The sequence below is a fragment of the Thioclava sp. F1Mire-8 genome (genome assembly GCF_002213165.1).
Classification (GTDB): Bacteria; Pseudomonadota; Alphaproteobacteria; order Rhodobacterales; family Rhodobacteraceae; genus Thioclava; species Thioclava nitratireducens.
Genome location: NZ_NBNY01000002.1, coordinates 257,120 through 274,335, shown reverse-complemented (window position 1 = coordinate 274,335; position 17,216 = coordinate 257,120). Strand labels below are relative to the sequence as shown.

Annotated in this window: 16 protein-coding genes and 1 tRNA gene; 2 read left to right on the top strand and 15 right to left on the bottom strand. The window is 63.9% G+C overall.

Translation table 11 applies throughout. The annotated features are described in order from the left end of the window. Window position 1: 1 nt before the first annotated feature. The 3 genes from B6V75_RS09850 to B6V75_RS09840 form a co-directional block, all read right to left on the bottom strand. Complete coding sequence (locus B6V75_RS09850; protein ID WP_075774027.1) at window positions 2-763, bottom strand: ion channel; 762 nt, start codon at window positions 761-763, stop codon at window positions 2-4. Window positions 764-875: 112 nt separating this feature from the next. After that, window positions 876-1,427: a hypothetical protein gene (locus tag B6V75_RS09845; RefSeq protein ID WP_088719574.1), complete on the bottom strand. Its 552-nt coding sequence runs from the start codon at window positions 1,425-1,427 to the stop codon at window positions 876-878. 275 nt (window positions 1,428-1,702) lie between these two features. Next, on the bottom strand, window positions 1,703-2,035 hold the full coding sequence (locus B6V75_RS09840; protein WP_075774025.1) for a hypothetical protein: 333 nt from the start codon (window positions 2,033-2,035) through the stop codon (window positions 1,703-1,705). Between the two features lie 282 nt (window positions 2,036-2,317). On the opposite strand from B6V75_RS09840, the gene ettA reads away from it, so the two are divergent. Both ettA and B6V75_RS09830 read left to right on the top strand, forming a co-directional pair. Continuing rightward, window positions 2,318-3,973 (top strand): energy-dependent translational throttle protein EttA, encoded by a 1,656-nt coding sequence (gene ettA / locus B6V75_RS09835; RefSeq protein WP_075774024.1) that lies wholly within the window; start codon window positions 2,318-2,320, stop codon window positions 3,971-3,973. Window positions 3,974-4,164: 191 nt separating this feature from the next. Continuing rightward, the gene (locus tag B6V75_RS09830) at window positions 4,165-4,974 is read left to right on the top strand and encodes a division plane positioning ATPase MipZ (RefSeq protein ID WP_088719573.1); all 810 of its coding nucleotides are present in this window, start codon (window positions 4,165-4,167) and stop codon (window positions 4,972-4,974) included. 102 nt (window positions 4,975-5,076) lie between these two features. Here the strand turns inward: B6V75_RS09830 and B6V75_RS18660 are convergent, their stop codons facing one another. The 12 genes from B6V75_RS18660 to B6V75_RS09775 form a co-directional block, all read right to left on the bottom strand. Next, window positions 5,077-5,217 (bottom strand): hypothetical protein, encoded by a 141-nt coding sequence (locus B6V75_RS18660; protein ID WP_157771605.1) that lies wholly within the window; start codon window positions 5,215-5,217, stop codon window positions 5,077-5,079. A 123-nt stretch (window positions 5,218-5,340) separates the two neighbouring features. Then, the gene (locus tag B6V75_RS09825) at window positions 5,341-6,090 is read right to left on the bottom strand and encodes a VPLPA-CTERM sorting domain-containing protein (RefSeq protein WP_075774022.1); all 750 of its coding nucleotides are present in this window, start codon (window positions 6,088-6,090) and stop codon (window positions 5,341-5,343) included. A 191-nt stretch (window positions 6,091-6,281) separates the two neighbouring features. Next, window positions 6,282-8,171 carry an acyl-CoA synthetase gene (locus B6V75_RS09820; RefSeq protein WP_088719572.1) on the bottom strand — a complete coding sequence of 630 codons (1,890 nt, stop codon included), beginning with the start codon at window positions 8,169-8,171 and terminating at the stop codon, window positions 6,282-6,284. A 169-nt stretch (window positions 8,172-8,340) separates the two neighbouring features. Then, the gene (locus B6V75_RS09815) at window positions 8,341-10,122 is read right to left on the bottom strand and encodes an ABC transporter transmembrane domain-containing protein (RefSeq protein ID WP_075774020.1); all 1,782 of its coding nucleotides are present in this window, start codon (window positions 10,120-10,122) and stop codon (window positions 8,341-8,343) included. A gap of 126 nt (window positions 10,123-10,248) precedes the next feature. Continuing rightward, window positions 10,249-10,330: transfer RNA gene (locus B6V75_RS09810), tRNA-Leu, on the bottom strand. 51 nt (window positions 10,331-10,381) lie between these two features. Further along, window positions 10,382-11,158 (bottom strand): enoyl-CoA hydratase-related protein, encoded by a 777-nt coding sequence (locus tag B6V75_RS09805; RefSeq protein WP_088719571.1) that lies wholly within the window; start codon window positions 11,156-11,158, stop codon window positions 10,382-10,384. 104 nt (window positions 11,159-11,262) lie between these two features. After that, window positions 11,263-12,438, bottom strand: coding sequence for an acetyl-CoA C-acyltransferase (locus B6V75_RS09800; protein WP_088719570.1), 1,176 nt, complete (start codon window positions 12,436-12,438; stop codon window positions 11,263-11,265). A gap of 8 nt (window positions 12,439-12,446) precedes the next feature. Continuing rightward, window positions 12,447-13,739, bottom strand: coding sequence for an ArgE/DapE family deacylase (locus B6V75_RS09795; RefSeq protein WP_088719569.1), 1,293 nt, complete (start codon window positions 13,737-13,739; stop codon window positions 12,447-12,449). An 8-nt stretch (window positions 13,740-13,747) separates the two neighbouring features. Then, window positions 13,748-14,401, bottom strand: a complete 654-nt coding sequence (locus B6V75_RS09790) for a 3-oxoacid CoA-transferase subunit B (RefSeq protein ID WP_233242990.1) — start codon at window positions 14,399-14,401, stop codon at window positions 13,748-13,750. Continuing rightward, window positions 14,388-15,080: a CoA transferase subunit A gene (locus B6V75_RS09785; RefSeq protein ID WP_088719567.1), complete on the bottom strand. Its 693-nt coding sequence runs from the start codon at window positions 15,078-15,080 to the stop codon at window positions 14,388-14,390. Before B6V75_RS09785 ends, B6V75_RS09790 begins: the two co-directional genes overlap by 14 nt. Further along, window positions 15,077-16,435, bottom strand: a complete 1,359-nt coding sequence (locus B6V75_RS09780) for an aspartate aminotransferase family protein (RefSeq protein ID WP_088719566.1) — start codon at window positions 16,433-16,435, stop codon at window positions 15,077-15,079. Before B6V75_RS09780 ends, B6V75_RS09785 begins: the two co-directional genes overlap by 4 nt. After that, window positions 16,432-17,202, bottom strand: coding sequence for an amino acid ABC transporter ATP-binding protein (locus tag B6V75_RS09775; RefSeq protein WP_088719565.1), 771 nt, complete (start codon window positions 17,200-17,202; stop codon window positions 16,432-16,434). The genes B6V75_RS09780 and B6V75_RS09775 overlap by 4 nt, the downstream gene beginning before the upstream one ends. Between the last annotated feature and the right edge of the window lie 14 nt (window positions 17,203-17,216).

Genomic DNA, 17,216 nt, shown 5'->3' with positions numbered 1-17,216 from the left:
CTCAGGTTATCCCTTCGGTGTCGATATGGATGACCTCGCCGCAATGCTTGCAATGGACCGCATCGGCATCGTGCAGTTTCAACCCGCAGGTCGGGCATTCGTGACGCACCTTCGTTGGCCGGAACAGAACCTGAGCGAGCCGCAGGAACAGCGTCACCCCGAAGATCATGATCGCGACCGAGATCATCCGCCCCCATTCGCCCTTGGGGGTGATGTCGCCGAAGCCCGTCGTCGTCAGCGTGGTGACGGTGAAATAGAGCGCGTCGGCGTAATTTTTGATCTCCGGGTTGATCCGCACCTGCGTCGAATAGATCAGCCCGGTCATGACGAAGAGGAAAACCAGAAGGTTGATCGCCGCGACGATGATCTCTTCGTGGTGCCGGAATAGAGAGAAATCCGCCCGCAGCCGCGCGAGCAATTGGTAGGTGTGCAACAGCCGCAGCGTCCGCAGGATTCGCAGAAAGCCCAACCCCTGCCCCGCGATCGGCGCAAGGAAGGAGCCGATCGCGATCAGGTCCGCCCAGGTCGGCGCGCGGGTCCAGAACCGCACCTTCTCGCCCGAGATCGCGTAACGGGCGAGGAAATCCGCCACGATCACGACGCCGATCACGGCATCGATCGCGCCTATGGTGCTGGAATGCGGAAAGAACGAGGTCACGATGACGAAGACGATCGTCAAGAGGTCGAAAATCAGAAGCCCATAGCGGAAGACATGCGCCCGGTGGCTCTCGCCCTCGTAATAATGCCTTAGCGTTTCGAGCATGTTCTCTCCCATAGGTCCCGCTCAGGGATACAGGCTTTGACCGCCCTGTCAAAGCGCATGAAAAAGGCGGCCCCGAAGGACCGCCCCTTTCGTCAAGTCAGGCGATGTCAGGTCAGGAAGCCTTCGGCGCGAAGTGCATCGTCGTGGGTTGCGACGAAGCGCCTTGGGTCACGATGAAATGGGCGTCGCCATAGTTGCCGCGCTGCACGTCATGCTGGATGCGCTGAAGCTGGGCAACGGTGTAGTTGTCGGGGTTGAGCCCAAGCTGCGAAGCCATCTGGGTCTTGCCCGGCGTGGTCCTGCCGAGGCCGGGACCGCCCGGTTGCCGGTCCGCGTGGCTGCGGTAGTAGGCCAGCTTGGCAGTATCGCCCTTGCGCGCTGCGTGGAGCATTTTCTGCAACTCTCCCACCGAATATTGCGTGGGATCGACATTGTTGAGACCGGCGAAGGTTTGCAGCTCTGCGGCAACTTGCGCTCTGCCCTGATTGGTCGCGTTGACGACCATCGATGACCCTTGGGTTTGCGGCGTCATCGAAGGCGCGATGACACCCAGGTCCGAATTATTGTCAGGCCCGTTATAGGTCGCGGCGGCCGAAGCGAGTCCGGCGGAGCCTGCCGTGAGGGCGAGCGCTGCGATAGCAGTAGTCAGAAGATTGCGGGTCATGATGAAATCCTTTCATCAGCAGGTTGATTTTCCGCGGCACCGTCTGGCGCCGATGACCCCGACTTATGAACCCAATCATCGCACAAAAGGCCGTTTCGGCCCGCTCCCATGTTTACTCAAACACATATACACAGGGAACTCTCGCCCGTTCCAGACGCCGTGAAGTATCTGGAATACATGTGAAAACCAATTTTATCGAAAGAAAATGACAGGTTCGCACAAATAGAAACGGCCCCCGCGAGGGAGCCGTTTTCGGTCAGAACACTGCGTCGACCTTACGCGTCACGGCCCATCACGGGCTGCGGCGCCACGTCGACCGGCTGACGGTTGGTGTGGTTGATGACGTATTTCGCCTCGTCGCGATTGCCGTTGCGCAGCGCGTTCTGGATGCGGAACAGCTCGGCGGTGGTGTATTCGGCCGGGTTCAGACCGAGTTGGGCCGCGATCTGGGCCTTGCCGGGGGTCACTTCGCCAACAGCCGAGCCTTTGCTGGCCGACGAGCTTTGCGACATCGAGGGCGCGATGGAGCCGTAGCCGTCACCGCCGGCAGCAGCCAGCGACGTGCTCAGGGCGAGGGCGAGGACGGAAGTCGTGATAAGCGTTTTCATGGTTACTCTCCTATACGAATACGCATGTTGTTCTTCTCACCGAGAGCGAAGCGACAGGGGGAAGCGTCTGTGCCCTCGGCGATGACGCTGATCTAGGATCGTTCGCATTCGCAGGAAACTGGCGATTTCAAACACAGTTCTGCGCATCTGCGCACCTTGAAAATTGACAGTTCCGCGACAGAAGCGGCAGGCTCGCCCGTAGGCTCCCGCCACGCCCCCTTTCCCTATCTCGGCTTTCCGCATAGAAGGCGCCCAAACCCCTTATTCCATACGAGGTCGACTATGGCGTCCTATCAATATGTCTATCACATGGATGGTGTCTCGAAGACCTATCCGGGTGGCAAGAAATGCTTCGAAAACATCCGCCTGAATTTCCTTCCCGGCGTGAAGATCGGCGTCGTGGGCGTAAACGGCGCGGGTAAGTCCACGCTGCTGCGCATCATGGCCGGCATCGACAAGGATTTCTCGGGCGAGGCCTGGGCCGCGAAAGGCGCGAAAGTCGGTTACCTTCCGCAGGAGCCCGATCTGGACCCGGCGCTGAACGTGCGCGGCAACGTCATGGAAGGCGTGGCCGCCAAGAAGGCCAAGCTGGAGCGCTTCAACGAGCTGGCAATGAACTACTCGGACGAGACCGCCGAGGAGATGGCCCAGCTGCAGGACGAGATCGACTCGGAGAACCTGTGGGATCTCGACAGCCAGGTCGACGTCGCGATGGAGGCCCTGCGCTGCCCGCCGGACGACGCCGACGTCGAAACCCTCTCGGGCGGTGAGCGCCGCCGGGTCGCGCTGTGCAAGCTGCTGCTCGAAGCGCCCGACATGCTGCTCTTGGACGAACCGACCAACCACCTCGACGCGGAAACCATCGCGTGGCTGCAAAAGCACCTGATCGAATACAAGGGCACGATCCTCTGCGTCACGCACGACCGTTACTTCCTCGACGACATCACCTCGTGGATCCTCGAACTCGAGCGCGGCCGCGGCATCCCCTATGAGGGCAACTACTCCGCATGGCTGGAGCAGAAAGCCAAGCGCCTCGAGCAGGAAGCCCGCGAGGACAAGGCCAAGCAGAAAGTCCTCGAGAAGGAACTTCAGTGGATCCGCGCCGGCGCGAAAGCCCGTCAGGCGAAGTCCAAAGCGCGTATCTCGGCCTATGAAAAGATGGCGGACCAGTCCGAGCGCGAGCGCGTCGGCAAGGCCCAGATCATCATCCCGAACGGCCCGCGTCTTGGCGGTAAGGTGATCGAAGTCGAGGGCATCTCGAAACACTACGGCGACAAGCAACTGATCGAGGATCTCTCCTTCTCGATCCCGCCGGGCGCCATCGTCGGCGTGATCGGCCCGAACGGCGCCGGTAAATCCACGCTGTTCCGCATGATCACCGGTCAGGACAAGCCCGACACCGGCGAGATCACCCTCGGCGAGACCGTCAAGCTCGCCTATGTCGACCAGTCGCGCGACGCGCTGGATGCGAACAAGACCGTCTGGGAGGAAATCTCCGGCGGGGCCGAACTCATCGAACTGGGCGACGCGCAGGTCAACAGCCGTGCCTATTGCGGCGCGTTCAACTTCAAGGGCGGCGACCAGCAGAAGAAGGTGGGTCTCCTCTCGGGTGGTGAGCGCAACCGCGTCCACATGGCCAAGCTGCTGAAAGAGGGCGGCAACGTGCTGCTGCTCGACGAACCGACCAACGATCTGGACGTCGAAACCCTGCAGGCGCTGGAAGCCGCGATCGAAGACTTCGCCGGCAACGCGATCATCATCTCGCACGACCGCTTCTTCCTCGACCGCCTCTGCACCCACATCCTCGCCTTCGAGGGCGACGCCCATGTGGAATTCTTCGAGGGCAACTTCGAGGATTACGAAGAAGACAAGATCCGTCGCCTCGGCCCCGATGCGGTCGAGCCGAAGCGGGTGAAGTATAAGAAGTTCAGCCGGTAAGTTCCGACACACACTTCGAACGAAAAGCGAAAGCGCAGAGCATAACCATGCTCTGCGCTTTTCTCTGTTGCTTAAACGCAGTGTTTCTAGGCCACGGCACCTCGCCCCTCGCGCGCCACCTTCCCCAGCTCCCTATTGCCATCTATAGTGTCTGGTAAGGGACAAGACACAAGACAAAGCGGGGATGGGACTTGGCGCATATCATCGTGATGGGCAACGAAAAGGGTGGGTCGGGGAAGTCCACCACCTCGATGCATGTGGCGACCGCCTTGTCGCGGATGGGATGGAAAGTCGGGGCGCTCGATCTCGATCTGCGGCAGCGCAGCTTCGGGCGCTATATCGAGAACCGGCTGGCCTATATGGATCGCGAGGGGCTCGACCTGCCCTGCCCCGATTATCGCGAACTGCCCGAGGTGGACGCCTCGACGCTGGGTCCGGGGGAGAACCCCTATGACCATCGTCTGTCTACCGCCGTGGCCGAGATGGAGCCGTCCTGCGACTTCATCCTAATCGACTGCCCCGGCTCGCATACGCGGCTGTCTCAGGTCGCGCATTCCCTGGCCGATACGCTGGTCACGCCGCTCAATGACAGTTTCATCGATTTCGACCTGCTGGCGCGGATCGATCCGGTGACGTCGAAGGTGATCGGCCCCTCGATCTATTCCGAGATGGTCTGGTCGGCGCGGCAGCTGCGCGCGAAGGCGGGTCTGAAGCCGATCGACTGGATCGTGCTGCGCAACCGCGTGGGCGCCCAGCAGATGCACAACAAGCGCAAGGTGGGCGCGGCGCTCGAACAGCTCTCGAAGCGCATCGGGTTCCGCGTCTCGCCCGGCTTCTCCGAACGGGTGATCTTCCGCGAGCTGTTCCCGCGCGGGCTGACGCTTCTGGACCTGAAGGACCTCGGCGTCGAGAGCCTCAACATCTCCAACGTGGCGGCCCGTCAGGAAGTGCGCGACCTGATGAAGGAGCTGGACCTGCCTGGCGTCGCGGTCGACTTCTGAGGCCCGCTCCCGGCGCGAAAAGCGGAAAAAACAAACGCCCGCTGGGAATGACCCTCGGGCGTTTCGTCACTGGCACTGGTCTTGCACTAAGGCGCGCGGCTCTTACTGAGGCTTCGGCATCTCGGCGAAGGGCGAGACGCGGCTGCGGCGGGGCGCGGGCATCGCGCCAAGGGCCTTCATCCTCACTTCGATACGGTCCTCCCGACGCTTGAAGAAGCTGAAAAGGGCAATCAGGCGGCTCATTCCGTGTCTCCTTTGCATCGACGCCGTTCTGGCGTCACCCTTTCAGATTTCCGCTCAATTGAGGCGCTTACGTGGCGGGCTGTGGATATGTCGGTGGCGTTGTCGGGACGCTTTCACGGCCTATTACGCGGCGGCAAAGCTGTCGCAATTTGCGACCGGGTCGCGCGCGCGCCGGCGACCGAGCCAGCCAAGCCCCACGAAAAGCCCCAGCCCAGCCAGCATCATCCAGACCGAGGCGGGCAGCGGCACCGTCGCGGGCGTCTCGACCATCATCGCGATCTCGTCCAGCGAGGCGTTCATATAGTAGTAATTCGTCTCGACATCGAACTGGATTCCCAGCGTCGAGCCCACCCCGGCCTGCAGGTAGCTGGTCAGGTCGTAGCTCAGCGCCGTCGCACCCTGTGTCGTCGCATCGCCCGGCTGCGTCGCGAAAATCTGCGAGATCACCGCCCCCGCGTTGTCGATCAGGCTCACGCGGAACTGCTGGTTCGGGTCATCGTAGCCCAGCAGGTAATGGTTCACGATCTGATAGGTGAAGTTGAAGCTGGCGCTGATCACCTGATCGGGCACCGCGAAGAATTGCGTCAACGTCGATACACCGTAGCCGGTCTGCTCGTTCATCACGTCGTAATTGCCCGAAATCGGATCGACGCGCCGCGTCGGCCCGCGCGGGTTGAACCGCCCGTTATTGATCTGGAAGTCATCGGCGAAGGCGGTGCTCGATGTGCTCCAGCCCGAGAGGTTACCGGTCTCGAAATCACCGTTCGTGATCAGGTCCACGGTCACCGCCTGCGCGGCGGAACTGTACAGAACGCTCGCCACAAAGAGGGCAAGGGCGCGTTTCACGAAACGGGCAATGGTAATCCGGAACATCGTTACACTCGATCTCAATGGTGCCGATCCGTCCTTGCGAATGCGGCTTCTTTAACTTTCTTTAACCATTGAAATCGGAACCTACTTGGGCCGGTCGGGGGCAATTTCGCGATGCACCGCCACGATGTCTCCATAATCGAAGCGCCGCCCCTGAGGGCGGCGCAATGCGTGGCAGCGATCTGAAGGGGCGCTTACTGTGCCCAGTCCCACGGCACGGTAAACTCGCCCAGCTTATGGGCCAGCGCGTCCTGATCGCAGTCGCCAGTGGTCGCGACATGCGCCACCAGACCGCGTTTCTTGTCCTCTGTGACCGAGATCACATGCGCCTTGATGCCGGCGTTTTCCAGCTCGCCATTGAGCACCCGCATGATCGCCTTCTTGCGTAGGTCGGGCTTGAAGATCTTGCCCACCGCCGTCTTCGGCAACTCGTCCATCACCTCCAGGTATTTGGGGATCGCGGCGCGCTCGTGTATATTCGCTTTCGCGTGCTCCATCAGCTCCTCGTTGGTCACTTCGGCATCCGCCACCAACTCGACATAGGCGCAGGGCAGCTCGCCCGCGAAACTGTCCGGCTGGCCGATCGCGCCCGCGAAAGCGACGGCCGGGTGGCTCAGCAGCGCGTCCTCGATCTCTGCCGGGTCGAGATTGTGCCCGCCCCGGATGATCAGATCCTTCGCGCGGCCCGTGATCCAGAGATAGCCGTCCTCGTCGATGCGGCCCAGATCGCCAGTACGCAGGAAACGCTCCTCGGCGAACAGATCGTGGTTCTTGTCCGGCTCGGTATAGGTCGAGCCCTCGAAGACGCCCGGATTGGCGACGCAGATCTCGCCGACCTCGTCACGTCCGCATTCGTCGAACGTGCCGTTGCGCTTCTTGAGGATGCGCACATGGGTGTAGGGCATCGGAATCCCGACGGAGCCCACCTTCTTCATCCCGTCCACCGGATTGACAGACACCAGGCAAGTCGCTTCGGTGAGGCCGTAGCCTTCCGCGATCTCGACCCCGGTCGCCGCCTTGAAGCGGTTATAAAGTTCGATCGGTAGCGGCGCAGAGCCCGAGAGCGCGGTCCGCAGCGAGGAGATATCGGCATCGACCTTGCGCTGCACCATCGCCGAGACCGCAGTGGGCACGGTGATGAGGAAGGTCACCTGCCAGCGCTCGATCAGCTTCCAGAAATTGTCGAACACCCCCTCCCCACGATAGCCCGCAGGGGTCGGGAAAATGACATGCGCGCCCGAGGCGATGGCCGACATCAGGATCGGATAGGCCGCGAAGACATGGAACAGCGGCAGCGGGCACATCATCACGTCGTCCTGCTTGAACAGGAGCCGACCACCGAGCCAGCCATTGTAGATCATGCCGGAATATTTGTGCTGCGCGACCTTGGGCATGCCGGTGGTGCCGCCAGTGTGGAAATAGGCCGCGACGCGATCCTCGTTGGGGTTGTCAAACATCAGCCTGTCACCGGGCATCTTCGCGGCTTCGCCGTTGAAGCTCATCACCTTCGCGTTGTGCTTCACCTCGGTCTTGGGACGCACGAAGGGCACGATCCAGCTTTTCGGCGGCGAGAGGTAGCGGTTGAGATCGACTTCGAGCACAGCCTCGACATTCGGCGCAAGCCGCACGGCTTCAGCCGCCTTCTGCGCCACGTCCGTCTTCGGGAACGCCTTCAGGGTGACGAGAACCTTCGCCTTGGTTTCGCGCAGGATCGCGCCGATCTGCTCGGGCTCGAGAAGTGGGTTGATCGGGTTCACGATCCCGGCCGTGGCCCCCGCAAGCAGCACCGTCGCGGTCTCCAGCGAATTCGGAAGCAGATAGGCCACCGTGTCGGTCGGCCCGACGCCCAGATGGCGCAGCAGGTTCGCGGCCTGCGTGACCTTGCCGTGCAGTTGCGACCATGTCAGCGTCTCCGCCTTGTCGGTCGGGCCGGACATGATCTGGAATGACAGGGCCGGACGATCGCCATGGGCCTTGGCGGTCTCGCTGAGAAAACCGTAAAGCGTTTCGGGGCGGTTGCGCGCCTCCCAGGGTTTCTCGGCCTCGACCGCATCACGGTCGGCAACTGTCGCGAATTTCTGCATTATTCTCCTCCCGGGGCCGCCGCGATCCTCCACTGACGGGCCACGCGCAGGATGCGGCAAAAGCGCCCGCCACGGCAAGAGTTACGCCGCCGCCAAAACGTCACGTCACGCAAAATCTGACGTGGGGAAACAAGCGTCCGGGTTCAAGGTGGAAAGGCGCGAACGCCTCTCACGCTCCTTCGGTGAATTGCAGCTTCGCCAGTTCCGCATAGAGACCACCCTCGGCCACGAGACTGTCATGCGTGCCTTGCGCGACGATCTTGCCTTCCTCGAAGACGACGATCCGATCGGCCTTTTTCACGGTGGCCAGACGGTGCGCCACGATCACCGTGGTGCGCGTCTTGGCCAGCTGATCGACCGCCGCCTGCACTTCGCGTTCCGAGGCTGCATCGAGCGCCGAGGTCGCCTCGTCCAGAAGCAGGATCGGTGCGTCGCGCAGGATCGCGCGAGCAATCGCGATACGCTGCTTCTGCCCGCCCGAAAGCATCACGCCGCGCTCGCCGACATAGGTGTCGAACCCGTCGGGTAGAGCCTCGAGGAAGTCATAGGCATGGGCCGCGCGCGCAGCCTCCTCGACCTCGCGGTCGGTCGCATCGGGACGCCCAAAGCGAATATTGTCGCGCGCCGAAGCCGCGAAGACGACCGGATCCTGCGGCACAAGCGCGATCGCCTGACGGAAATCATGCCGCGCCATGTCGCGCAGGTCATAGCCGTCGATCATGACTTTGCCGGTTTCGGGATCCCAGAACCGCTGGATCAACTGCACGACGGTCGTCTTGCCCGCGCCCGAGGGCCCGACCAGCGCGACCGTCTCGCCCGGCGCGATGTCGAGATCGACATGGTCGAGCGCGGAGGCCTGCGGCCGCGACGGGTAGTGGAAGCTCACATCCTCAAACCGGATCGCACCGGTCGCCGGCATCGGCAGCGGCACCGGATGCTCGGGGTCTTTCACCGAGTCCTCGCTTTGCAGCAGCTCCACCAGACGCTCGGTCGCGCCGGCCGCCCGCTGCAATTCGGACCAGATTTCCGACAGCGCTCCGACGGAACCCGCGACCATCACCGCGTAGATCACGAATTGCACCAGTTCGCCCACGCTCATCTCGCCCGCGCGCACGTCGCGCGCGCCGATCCAGAGCACGCCCACGACGCCGGCGAAGACAAGGAAAATCACGATCACGGTCATCACCGCCCGCGTGCCGATCCGTTTCTTGGCGGAGAGGTAGGCTTTCTCGGTGACGTCGGAGAATTTCTCGCGGGTGATCGCCTCATGGGTGAAGGCCTGCACGGTCTGCGCCGCCAAAAGCGACTCCGAGGCCGAGCCCGAGGAATTCGCGATCCAGTCCTGGTTCTCGCGGCCCAGCACCCGCAGGCGGCGGCCCAGAACCACGATCGGAACAACGACCACCGGCACGACCAGCAGCACCAGCCCGGTCAGCTTGGCCGAGGTGAAGAGCAGCATGATCAACCCGCCGATCAGGATCAGCACGTTGCGCAGCGCGACCGAGACGGACGAGCCGATCACCGAGAGGATCAGCGTGGTGTCGGTGGTGATGCGCGAGATGATTTCGCCGGTCAGGATGCGCTCGAAGAAGGCGGGGCTCATCGAGATCACCCGGTCGAACACCGCCTTGCGGATATCGGCCACGACCCGTTCGCCGAAGCGCGTCACGAGGTAGTAGCGCAGCCCCGTCCCGATCGCGAGCAGACCCGCGATGACCAGCGCGGCGAAGAAATACTGATCCAGCAGCGCCGCGCCCTTCTGGAATCCGTCCACCACGCGGCGCACCGCGAGCGGCAGGATCAGCGAGATCGTGGCGGTGGCGATCAGCGCCAAGAGCGCCCCGAAGGCCAGCCCCTTGTAAGGTGCGATGAAGGGGCCGAGCCCCTTGAGCGCGCCGATCTTCTTCGTCTTGGGCCGGTCATCGGCCGGTCCCGTCGGTCTGCGAGCCATGAATTCCCCCTTGCTTGACGACGGGTTTAGGCGGCGGGGGCATTGCGGGCAAGCCTCGATTGGCAAAGCCTGCGGCACGCGCATGCCCGGACGGCCTCACGATAGCTCACATTTTCGCAGGAAGGCTACGGGCGGCCGGACTCGAACCGGCACGGGCAATGCCCAAGGGATTTTAAGTCCCGTGTGTCTACCATTCCACCACGCCCGCAGCGCGCTCTGGCTAGCGCGGGCGCGGCGGCTTGGCAAGGCCGCTGGGCGCTCAACGCCCCTCGAATTTCGGCGCGCGCTTCTCGAGGAACGCCGTCACGCCTTCGCGGAAATCGTGGCTCTGACCGAGGCTACCCTGCAGCTCCGCTTCCAGTTCCAGCTGGGTCGACAGATCATTGCTGTAACCTTCGCGCAGCGAGCGCTTCACCGCGCGATAGGCCGCCGTCGGACCATTGGCCAGATGCGCCGCCCGGGTGCGCCAGTGGTGGTCGAAATCGACCTCGGGGATGGCCTCCCAGATCATGCCCCAATCGGCCGCCTGCCGCGCCGTGATCTTGTCGGCAAACAGAGCCATGCCCATTGCGCGGGCAAAGCCCACCTGACGCGGCAGCCAATAGGTGCCGCCCGCATCAGGCATCAGCCCGATCCGCGTGAAGGCCTGAATGAAGCTCGCCGCTTCCGAGGCGATCACCACGTCCGCGGCCAGCGCAATATTCGCACCCGCCCCTGCCGCAGGCCCGTTCACCGCGGAGACCACCGGCAGCGGGCTCTCGTAGATCGCCTTGAGCATCGGCTCGTACTCGTCGCGCAGCACCCGCTCCAGATCGAGCCCGGCCGCCGAGACGCCATCGCCCAGATCCTGCCCCGAGCAGAAGGCGCGGCCCGCGCCGGTCAGCACGATCACCCGTGCCTCATCCTCGGCGCGTTTCACCGCCTCGAGGATTTCCGCGCGCATCTGCGCGTTAAGCGCGTTCATCACATCGGGCCGGTTGAGCGTGATCACCGCGACCTGCTCTTCGACCTCGTAACGGATAACCTTGAACACCATCTGGAAAACGCGCCTCCCTCTTTGTCGCGCGCCCACGATAACGCGGGTCACGCGAAGGGAAAGCGGAACGGGGCGTCACACGCGCAACGCCCACACCGATTTATTCAGAAGATCTCGAACAGGCCCGCAGCCCCCTGCCCGCCGCCGATGCACATCGACACGACGCCGTAGCGCGCACCGCGGCGCTTGCCTTCCAGCAGGATATGGCCCGCCATGCGCGCGCCCGACATGCCATAGGGATGGCCGATCGAGATCGCGCCGCCATTGACGTTGAGCTTATCGTCGGGAATGCCCAGCCGGTCGCGGCAATAGAGAAGCTGCGAAGCGAAGGCCTCGTTGATCTCCCACAGGTCGATATCGTCGATGGAGAGCCCCGCACGCTCCAGCAGGCGCGGAATCGCGAAGACCGGACCGATGCCCATCTCGTCAGGCGCACAGCCCGCAACCGCCATGCCCCGGAACGCGCCCAGCGGCTCCAGCCCACGCCGCGCGGCTTCGTCGGCGGACATCACGACGCAGGCAGACGCGCCGTCGGAGAGCTGGCTCGCATTGCCTGCGGTCACGCACTTGTCGGGGCCCAGCACCGGCTTGAGCCCTTGAAGCCCCTCCAGCGTGGTCTGCGGACGGTTGCATTCGTCGCGTTCCAGCCGCACCGACTGCTCCGAGACGTCGCCCGTGGCCTTGTCCTTCACCAGCTTCACCGCCTCGACCGGCACGATCTCGGCGTCGAAGCGACCGGCCTTCTGCGCGGCGGCGGTGCGCGTCTGGCTTTGCAGCGCATAGGCATCCTGCGCCTCGCGGGTTACGCCATAGCGTTCGGCCACGACCTCCGCCGTCTCGATCATCGACATGTAATAGGCGTCGGGCACGCCGGGGCTGCGGTAGCGATAGCCGTTCCAATGCTCGTTCTGCACCAGCGAGATCGAGTCGAGCCCGCCCGCAAGCGCCACGTCCATCTCGCCCGTCATCACGCCATGAGCCGCCGCCGCGATCGCGTTGAGGCCCGAGGCGCATTGCCGGTCCAGCGTGACGCCCGCCACGGAGTCGGGCAGGCCCGACGCCTGCGCGATATGGCGCGCCACGTTGACGCCGGTGGAGCCCTGCGTGAGGGCCGAGCCGAAGATCGCATCGGCGATCTCGCCGCCCTCAAGGCCTGCACGGGAGACGGCCGCGCGCACGGCATGGGCGGCCAGCGCCGGACCTTCGAGATTGTTGAACGCGCCGCGATAGGCCTTGCCGATGGGCGTGCGGGCGGTGGAGACGATGACAGCGTCGCGCATGGGTATCCTCAGATGGTTTCGAGCCCGCACCAGTCCGCGATGAACAGGGCGGTGCTCTGGGTGATGCGACGGATGCTTTCCAGCTCGACGCGCTCGTTGAAGCCGTGGATCGCCTCGGCGCGCGGCCCGTAGACCAGCGCGGGCGTGTCGGCATAGAGCCCGAAGAAACGGGCATCGGTGGTCGCGGTGATCGCCACGCGGTCGAGATCGCTCTCGTTGACGCTGCGATGCGCCCCTTCGAGAGCACCAATCGCAGCCGTCGCCGTGGCGGAGTGGTCGTCGGAAAGCGCATAGCCCTCGGCCATGAAGCCGTGCCAGACGATCTCGGGCAGCGAGTTCTTCAGGAAAGCGTTATTGCGCGCGGCGTCCATGATGGTCTCGGTGATCTCGGCACGCGCGGCGGCGATATCCTGCCCCGGATAGATCGCGATGCGCATGTCGAAGATGCACCAGGCCGGGACGGAGGACGCCCAGTCACCGCCCTGGATCTTGCCGATATTGAGGTTGATCGGATGATGGACGTGGGCGAAATCCCCGTGCCGACACCCCGGCGCGTTCCAGCGCTCCTCCAGCCCGTGCAGCGCCTCGATCAGCGGGATTGCGGCCTCGATCGCATTGGCGCCGGTGCCAGCATAGGCCACATGTGTGGGCAGCCCCTTCAGGTGCACCTGCGCCCAGACCACGCCGAGCTGCGCGTCGACCAGCTTTTCCTCGAACGGTTCGGGGATCAGCGCGGCGTCGGCGCGGTAACCGCGCTCAAGGCAGGCCAGCGCGCCGTTGCCGGTGCACTCCTCTTCCACGACGGATTGGAAGAACACATCCGCCCCGGGGGCGAAACCCGCCTTGCGCAGCGCATCGAGCGCGAAGAGGTTCGACACCAACCCCGCCTTCATGTCCCCCGCGCCGCGCCCATAGAGCCAGCCATCGGCGACATGCGGCTCGAACGGCGGCGCGTCCCACATGTCCAGAGGCCCCGCAGGCACCACGTCGATATGGCCGTTGAGGATCAGCGAGCGCCCCTTCCGCGATTGGCTGCGATGGGTGCCCACCACATTCACCGCGTCCTCGTAATCGCCCATCACCGGCGAGAAACCCGGCATGTCGCGGATTTTCTCGACGTCGATCTGCCAGCGATCCACCTCGTAGCCGCGCTCATCGAGGGCAGCGGCCATGAAGTCCTGCGCGCTCTGCTCCTGCCCACGGGTGGACGGGTGCGCGGTCAGCTCGGAGAGAAACGCGGTCTCGTCATCGAATGCGGCGTCGACCGCCGAGAGGATGCGGGTTTTAAGCTCGGTATCCATGTCATGCCTCAGAATCTGGGAATGTCGCCTTGCGGCAGCGCGAGGGGCGCGCCGGTCGCCTCGCGGATCTCCGCCTCGGAAATGCCCGCGGCCAGTTCGACCAGCGCGAAGCCTTGATCGGTCACGTCCACCACCGCCAAGTCGGTGTAGATCCGCGCCACCCGTCCCTTCGCGGTGAGCGGCAGAGAGCAGGTCTCGAGCAGCTTCGGATTGCCCTTGCGGTCGCAATGCGTGGTCATCACGACGACACGGCGCGCTTTCTGCGCCAGCTCGATCGCGCCGCCCGCGCCGGGGGAGAACTTGCCCGGGATCTTCCAGTTCGCCAGATCGCCGTTCTGCGCGACCTCGAAGGCACCGAGCAGCGTCAGGTCGAGCCGTCCCGAGCGCACCAGCGCGAAGCTCACTGCACTGTCGAAAAAGGCCGAGCCGGGGATCGTCGAGACATAGGCCCCGCCCGCGTCGATCAGGTTCCGGTCGGCGCGTTCCGGCGACAGCGTCGGCCCGATCCCGGTCAGCCCGTTTTCCGAATGCAGGCAGACGGGGAAGTCGGAAGGCAGGTGGTTGACCACCTTGGTGGGCAAGCCGATGCCAAGGTTCACGACCATGCCGGGCGCGATTTCGCGCGCGGCGCGGGCCACCATGCGAGCTCTAGCGTCTGACAATGCCATACTCCTCGGAAATCGCGTCGAGTTTCACGACGTGGTCGACGAAGGCGCCGGGGCTTTCGACCGCGTCCGGATCGAGCCCGCCCAGCGGTAGCAGCTCTTCGGTCTCCGCGATCACGCGGCTCGCGGCCATCGCCATGAGCGGGTTGAAATTGCGGGCGGTCGCGGCATAGGCGAGATTGCCGAAGCAATCGGCGCGCGCGGCATGAACCAGCGCCACGTCGCCCCGCAGAGCGGACTCGACCAGCATCGGACGACCGTTCATCTCGACGATCTGCTTGCCCTGCGCCAATTCCGTATCGATGCCGATATCGGTGAGGATGGCACCGAGTCCGGCACCTCCGGCCCGGATACGTTCGGCGAGGATGCCTTGCGCGCAGAACTCGACCTCCATCCGGCCCTCGTTCATCGCCGCGATGGCGTTGGCGTTAAGGCCGAGATGGGTGACGATCAGCTTGCGCACCTGTCCACCCGCGATCAGGTGGTCGATGCCCATGCCCGCCTCGTTGGCATCGTTCTTGACCAGAACAAGGTCGCGCTGCCCCTGACGCGCCAACTCGCGCAGGAGCGCGAAGGGGGTACCGGGCACACCGAAGCCGCCCACCAGCACCGTGGCGCCGTCGGGGATCTGCGCCACCACCTCTTCCATCGCGATGGATTTGTCGGGCAGCTTCATGCGCTGACCTCCTCGACCACCGGCAGGTCGTGATTGGCGGCAAAGGCTTCGAGCGCGTCGGTGAGGATCGCGATGATCTCGTCGATCTGCGCCTCGGTCACGATCAGCGGCGGGCATACGAGGAAATGGTCGCCCTCATAGCCGCTTCGCGTGCGACGCGAATAGATGATGAGGCCGCGCTCATAGGCCAGCTCGACGAGCTCGACATGCGCGTTCCACTCTTTCGGCAGAACCTTCATCGTCTCGCGGTCCGAGACCAGTTCGAACGCCAGCAGCAGGCCCTTGCCGCGCACGTCGCCGATGAAGGGGTAGCGATCCATGAGCGCGGTCAGCCGCGCCTTGAGAACATCGCCCATCCGCGCGGCGTTGCCGATCAGATCCTGCTCTTCCATCTCGTCAAGCACCGCGAGACCCGCCGCGCAGGCCAGAGGGTTGCCCGCATAGGTGAAGCCGTGCAGGAAGCCGCCCGCGTCGAGGAGCGTCTCGACAATGTCGTGACGTGCGACCACGGCACCCAGAGGCGCGTAGCCCGCGCCGAAGCCTTTCGACATCGCGACGATATCGGGGGTGATCCCCCAATGCTCGGCGGCGAGGAACTTGCCGGTGCGCCCTGCCCCGGTCATCACCTCGTCATAGATCAGCAGGATGCCGTATTCTTCGCAGATCTCGGCCACGCGGGTATAGTAGCTGTCAGGCGCCACCAGCGCGCCGGTCGAAGCCCCGCCCACTGGCTCCATCAAAAAGGCGAGTACCGTCTCGGGGCCCTCGGCCTCGATCTTCTCGCGCAGCATCTCGGCATATTTGATGCCGCGCTCTTCCTCGGTAAGGTTGTCGCGATCGAGATAGCAGGTCGGTGCCGGAACCTTCGGCATCTCCGTGAACATCGGCGCGAACTTCCCGGTGAAGATCGGGCTGCCCGTGACGCCGAGCGAGCCCATCGTCGCGCCGTGGTAGGATGGCAGCCGCGAGATCACCTTGTAGCGGCTCTCCTCGCCCTGCGTGACCGCGTATTGCCGTGCGAGCTTGATCGCGGTTTCGACCGCCTCGGAGCCGCCGGACACGAAGAACACCTTGTCGAGCCCTTCCGGCATCCGCGCGGCGACGCGTGCGGCGAGATCCTCGGACGGGTGCGTGCGGAAATGCAGCCGGTAGCCGAAGGTCGAACGGTCCATCTGCGCCTTCATCTTCTCCAGCACGCGCGGGTTGGAATGGCCGATATTCGAGACCATCGCCCCCGAAGAGCCGTCGATATAGCGTTTTCCGTTCTCGTCGTAGTGGTAGATCCCCTCGGAGCGTTCGAGGAAAGGCCGCGGCTGGCGCGACTGATAGAACAGGTGAGACTTTTCAGTCGTCATTTTGCACCTTCGAGATGTTTGCGCAGGAAATTCCGAGTCCGTTCCTGGGTCGGGTTCTTGAAGACCTGCTCGGGCGGGCCCTCCTCGACCACGACGCCCTTGTCCATGAACAGCACGCGGTCGCAGACGGAGGCGGCGAAATCCATCTCGTGGGTGACGATGATCATGGTCATGTGCTCTTGGGCGAGCTTCTTCATGACCAGGTTCACCTCTTCCACCAGCTCGGGATCGAGCGCCGAGGTGGCTTCGTCGAACAGCATCAGCTTCGGCCGCATCGCCAGCGCGCGGGCGATCGCCACACGCTGCTTCTGACCGCCCGAAAGCTGCGCAGGGTAATAGTCGATCCGCTCCAGCATGCCGACGTGATCGAGCTGCTCCTCGGCGAGCTTGTCGGCCTCCTTGTCGGAGATCTTCTTGAGCAGCTTCGGCGCCATCGTGACGTTGTCCCGAACGCTCAGATGCGGGAACAGGTTGAAGTGCTGGAACACCATGCCGATGTCCTGGCGCATCTTGTTTATGTGCTTCTCGTACTGGTTATGCGGCAGGGACTTGTTCACCTGCACCCCGTCGAGCCAGACCTCGCCGCCGGTCAGCGGATCGAGATCGTTGATGGCGCGCAGCAGCGTGGATTTGCCCGAGCCCGAAGGGCCGATGATCGCGACGATCTGGCCGCGCTCCAGGTTGAGCGAGATATCCTTGAGCACTTCCAGCGAGCCGTAGGATTTCTGGGCGTGGCGGATCTCGACGAAGGATTGCGTCTCGGTCATGTCGATATCTCCCG

Bases quoted from the DNA above. Each gene is read 5' to 3' on its own strand.
- B6V75_RS09850 (WP_075774027.1), bottom strand. From the start codon at position 763: ATGCTCGAAACGCTAAGGCATTATTACGAGGGCGAGAGCCACCGGGCG.
- B6V75_RS09845 (WP_088719574.1), bottom strand. From the start codon at position 1,427: ATGACCCGCAATCTTCTGACTACTGCTATCGCAGCGCTCGCCCTCACG.
- B6V75_RS09840 (WP_075774025.1), bottom strand. From the start codon at position 2,035: ATGAAAACGCTTATCACGACTTCCGTCCTCGCCCTCGCCCTGAGCACG.
- ettA (WP_075774024.1), top strand. From the start codon at position 2,318: ATGGCGTCCTATCAATATGTCTATCACATGGATGGTGTCTCGAAGACC.
- B6V75_RS18660 (WP_157771605.1), bottom strand. From the start codon at position 5,217: ATGAGCCGCCTGATTGCCCTTTTCAGCTTCTTCAAGCGTCGGGAGGAC.
- B6V75_RS09825 (WP_075774022.1), bottom strand. From the start codon at position 6,090: ATGTTCCGGATTACCATTGCCCGTTTCGTGAAACGCGCCCTTGCCCTC.
- B6V75_RS09820 (WP_088719572.1), bottom strand. From the start codon at position 8,171: ATGCAGAAATTCGCGACAGTTGCCGACCGTGATGCGGTCGAGGCCGAG.
- B6V75_RS09815 (WP_075774020.1), bottom strand. From the start codon at position 10,122: ATGGCTCGCAGACCGACGGGACCGGCCGATGACCGGCCCAAGACGAAG.
- B6V75_RS09805 (WP_088719571.1), bottom strand. From the start codon at position 11,158: ATGGTGTTCAAGGTTATCCGTTACGAGGTCGAAGAGCAGGTCGCGGTG.
- B6V75_RS09800 (WP_088719570.1), bottom strand. From the start codon at position 12,438: ATGCGCGACGCTGTCATCGTCTCCACCGCCCGCACGCCCATCGGCAAG.
- B6V75_RS09795 (WP_088719569.1), bottom strand. From the start codon at position 13,739: ATGGATACCGAGCTTAAAACCCGCATCCTCTCGGCGGTCGACGCCGCA.
- B6V75_RS09785 (WP_088719567.1), bottom strand. From the start codon at position 15,080: ATGAAGCTGCCCGACAAATCCATCGCGATGGAAGAGGTGGTGGCGCAG.
- B6V75_RS09780 (WP_088719566.1), bottom strand. From the start codon at position 16,435: ATGACGACTGAAAAGTCTCACCTGTTCTATCAGTCGCGCCAGCCGCGG.
- B6V75_RS09775 (WP_088719565.1), bottom strand. From the start codon at position 17,202: ATGACCGAGACGCAATCCTTCGTCGAGATCCGCCACGCCCAGAAATCC.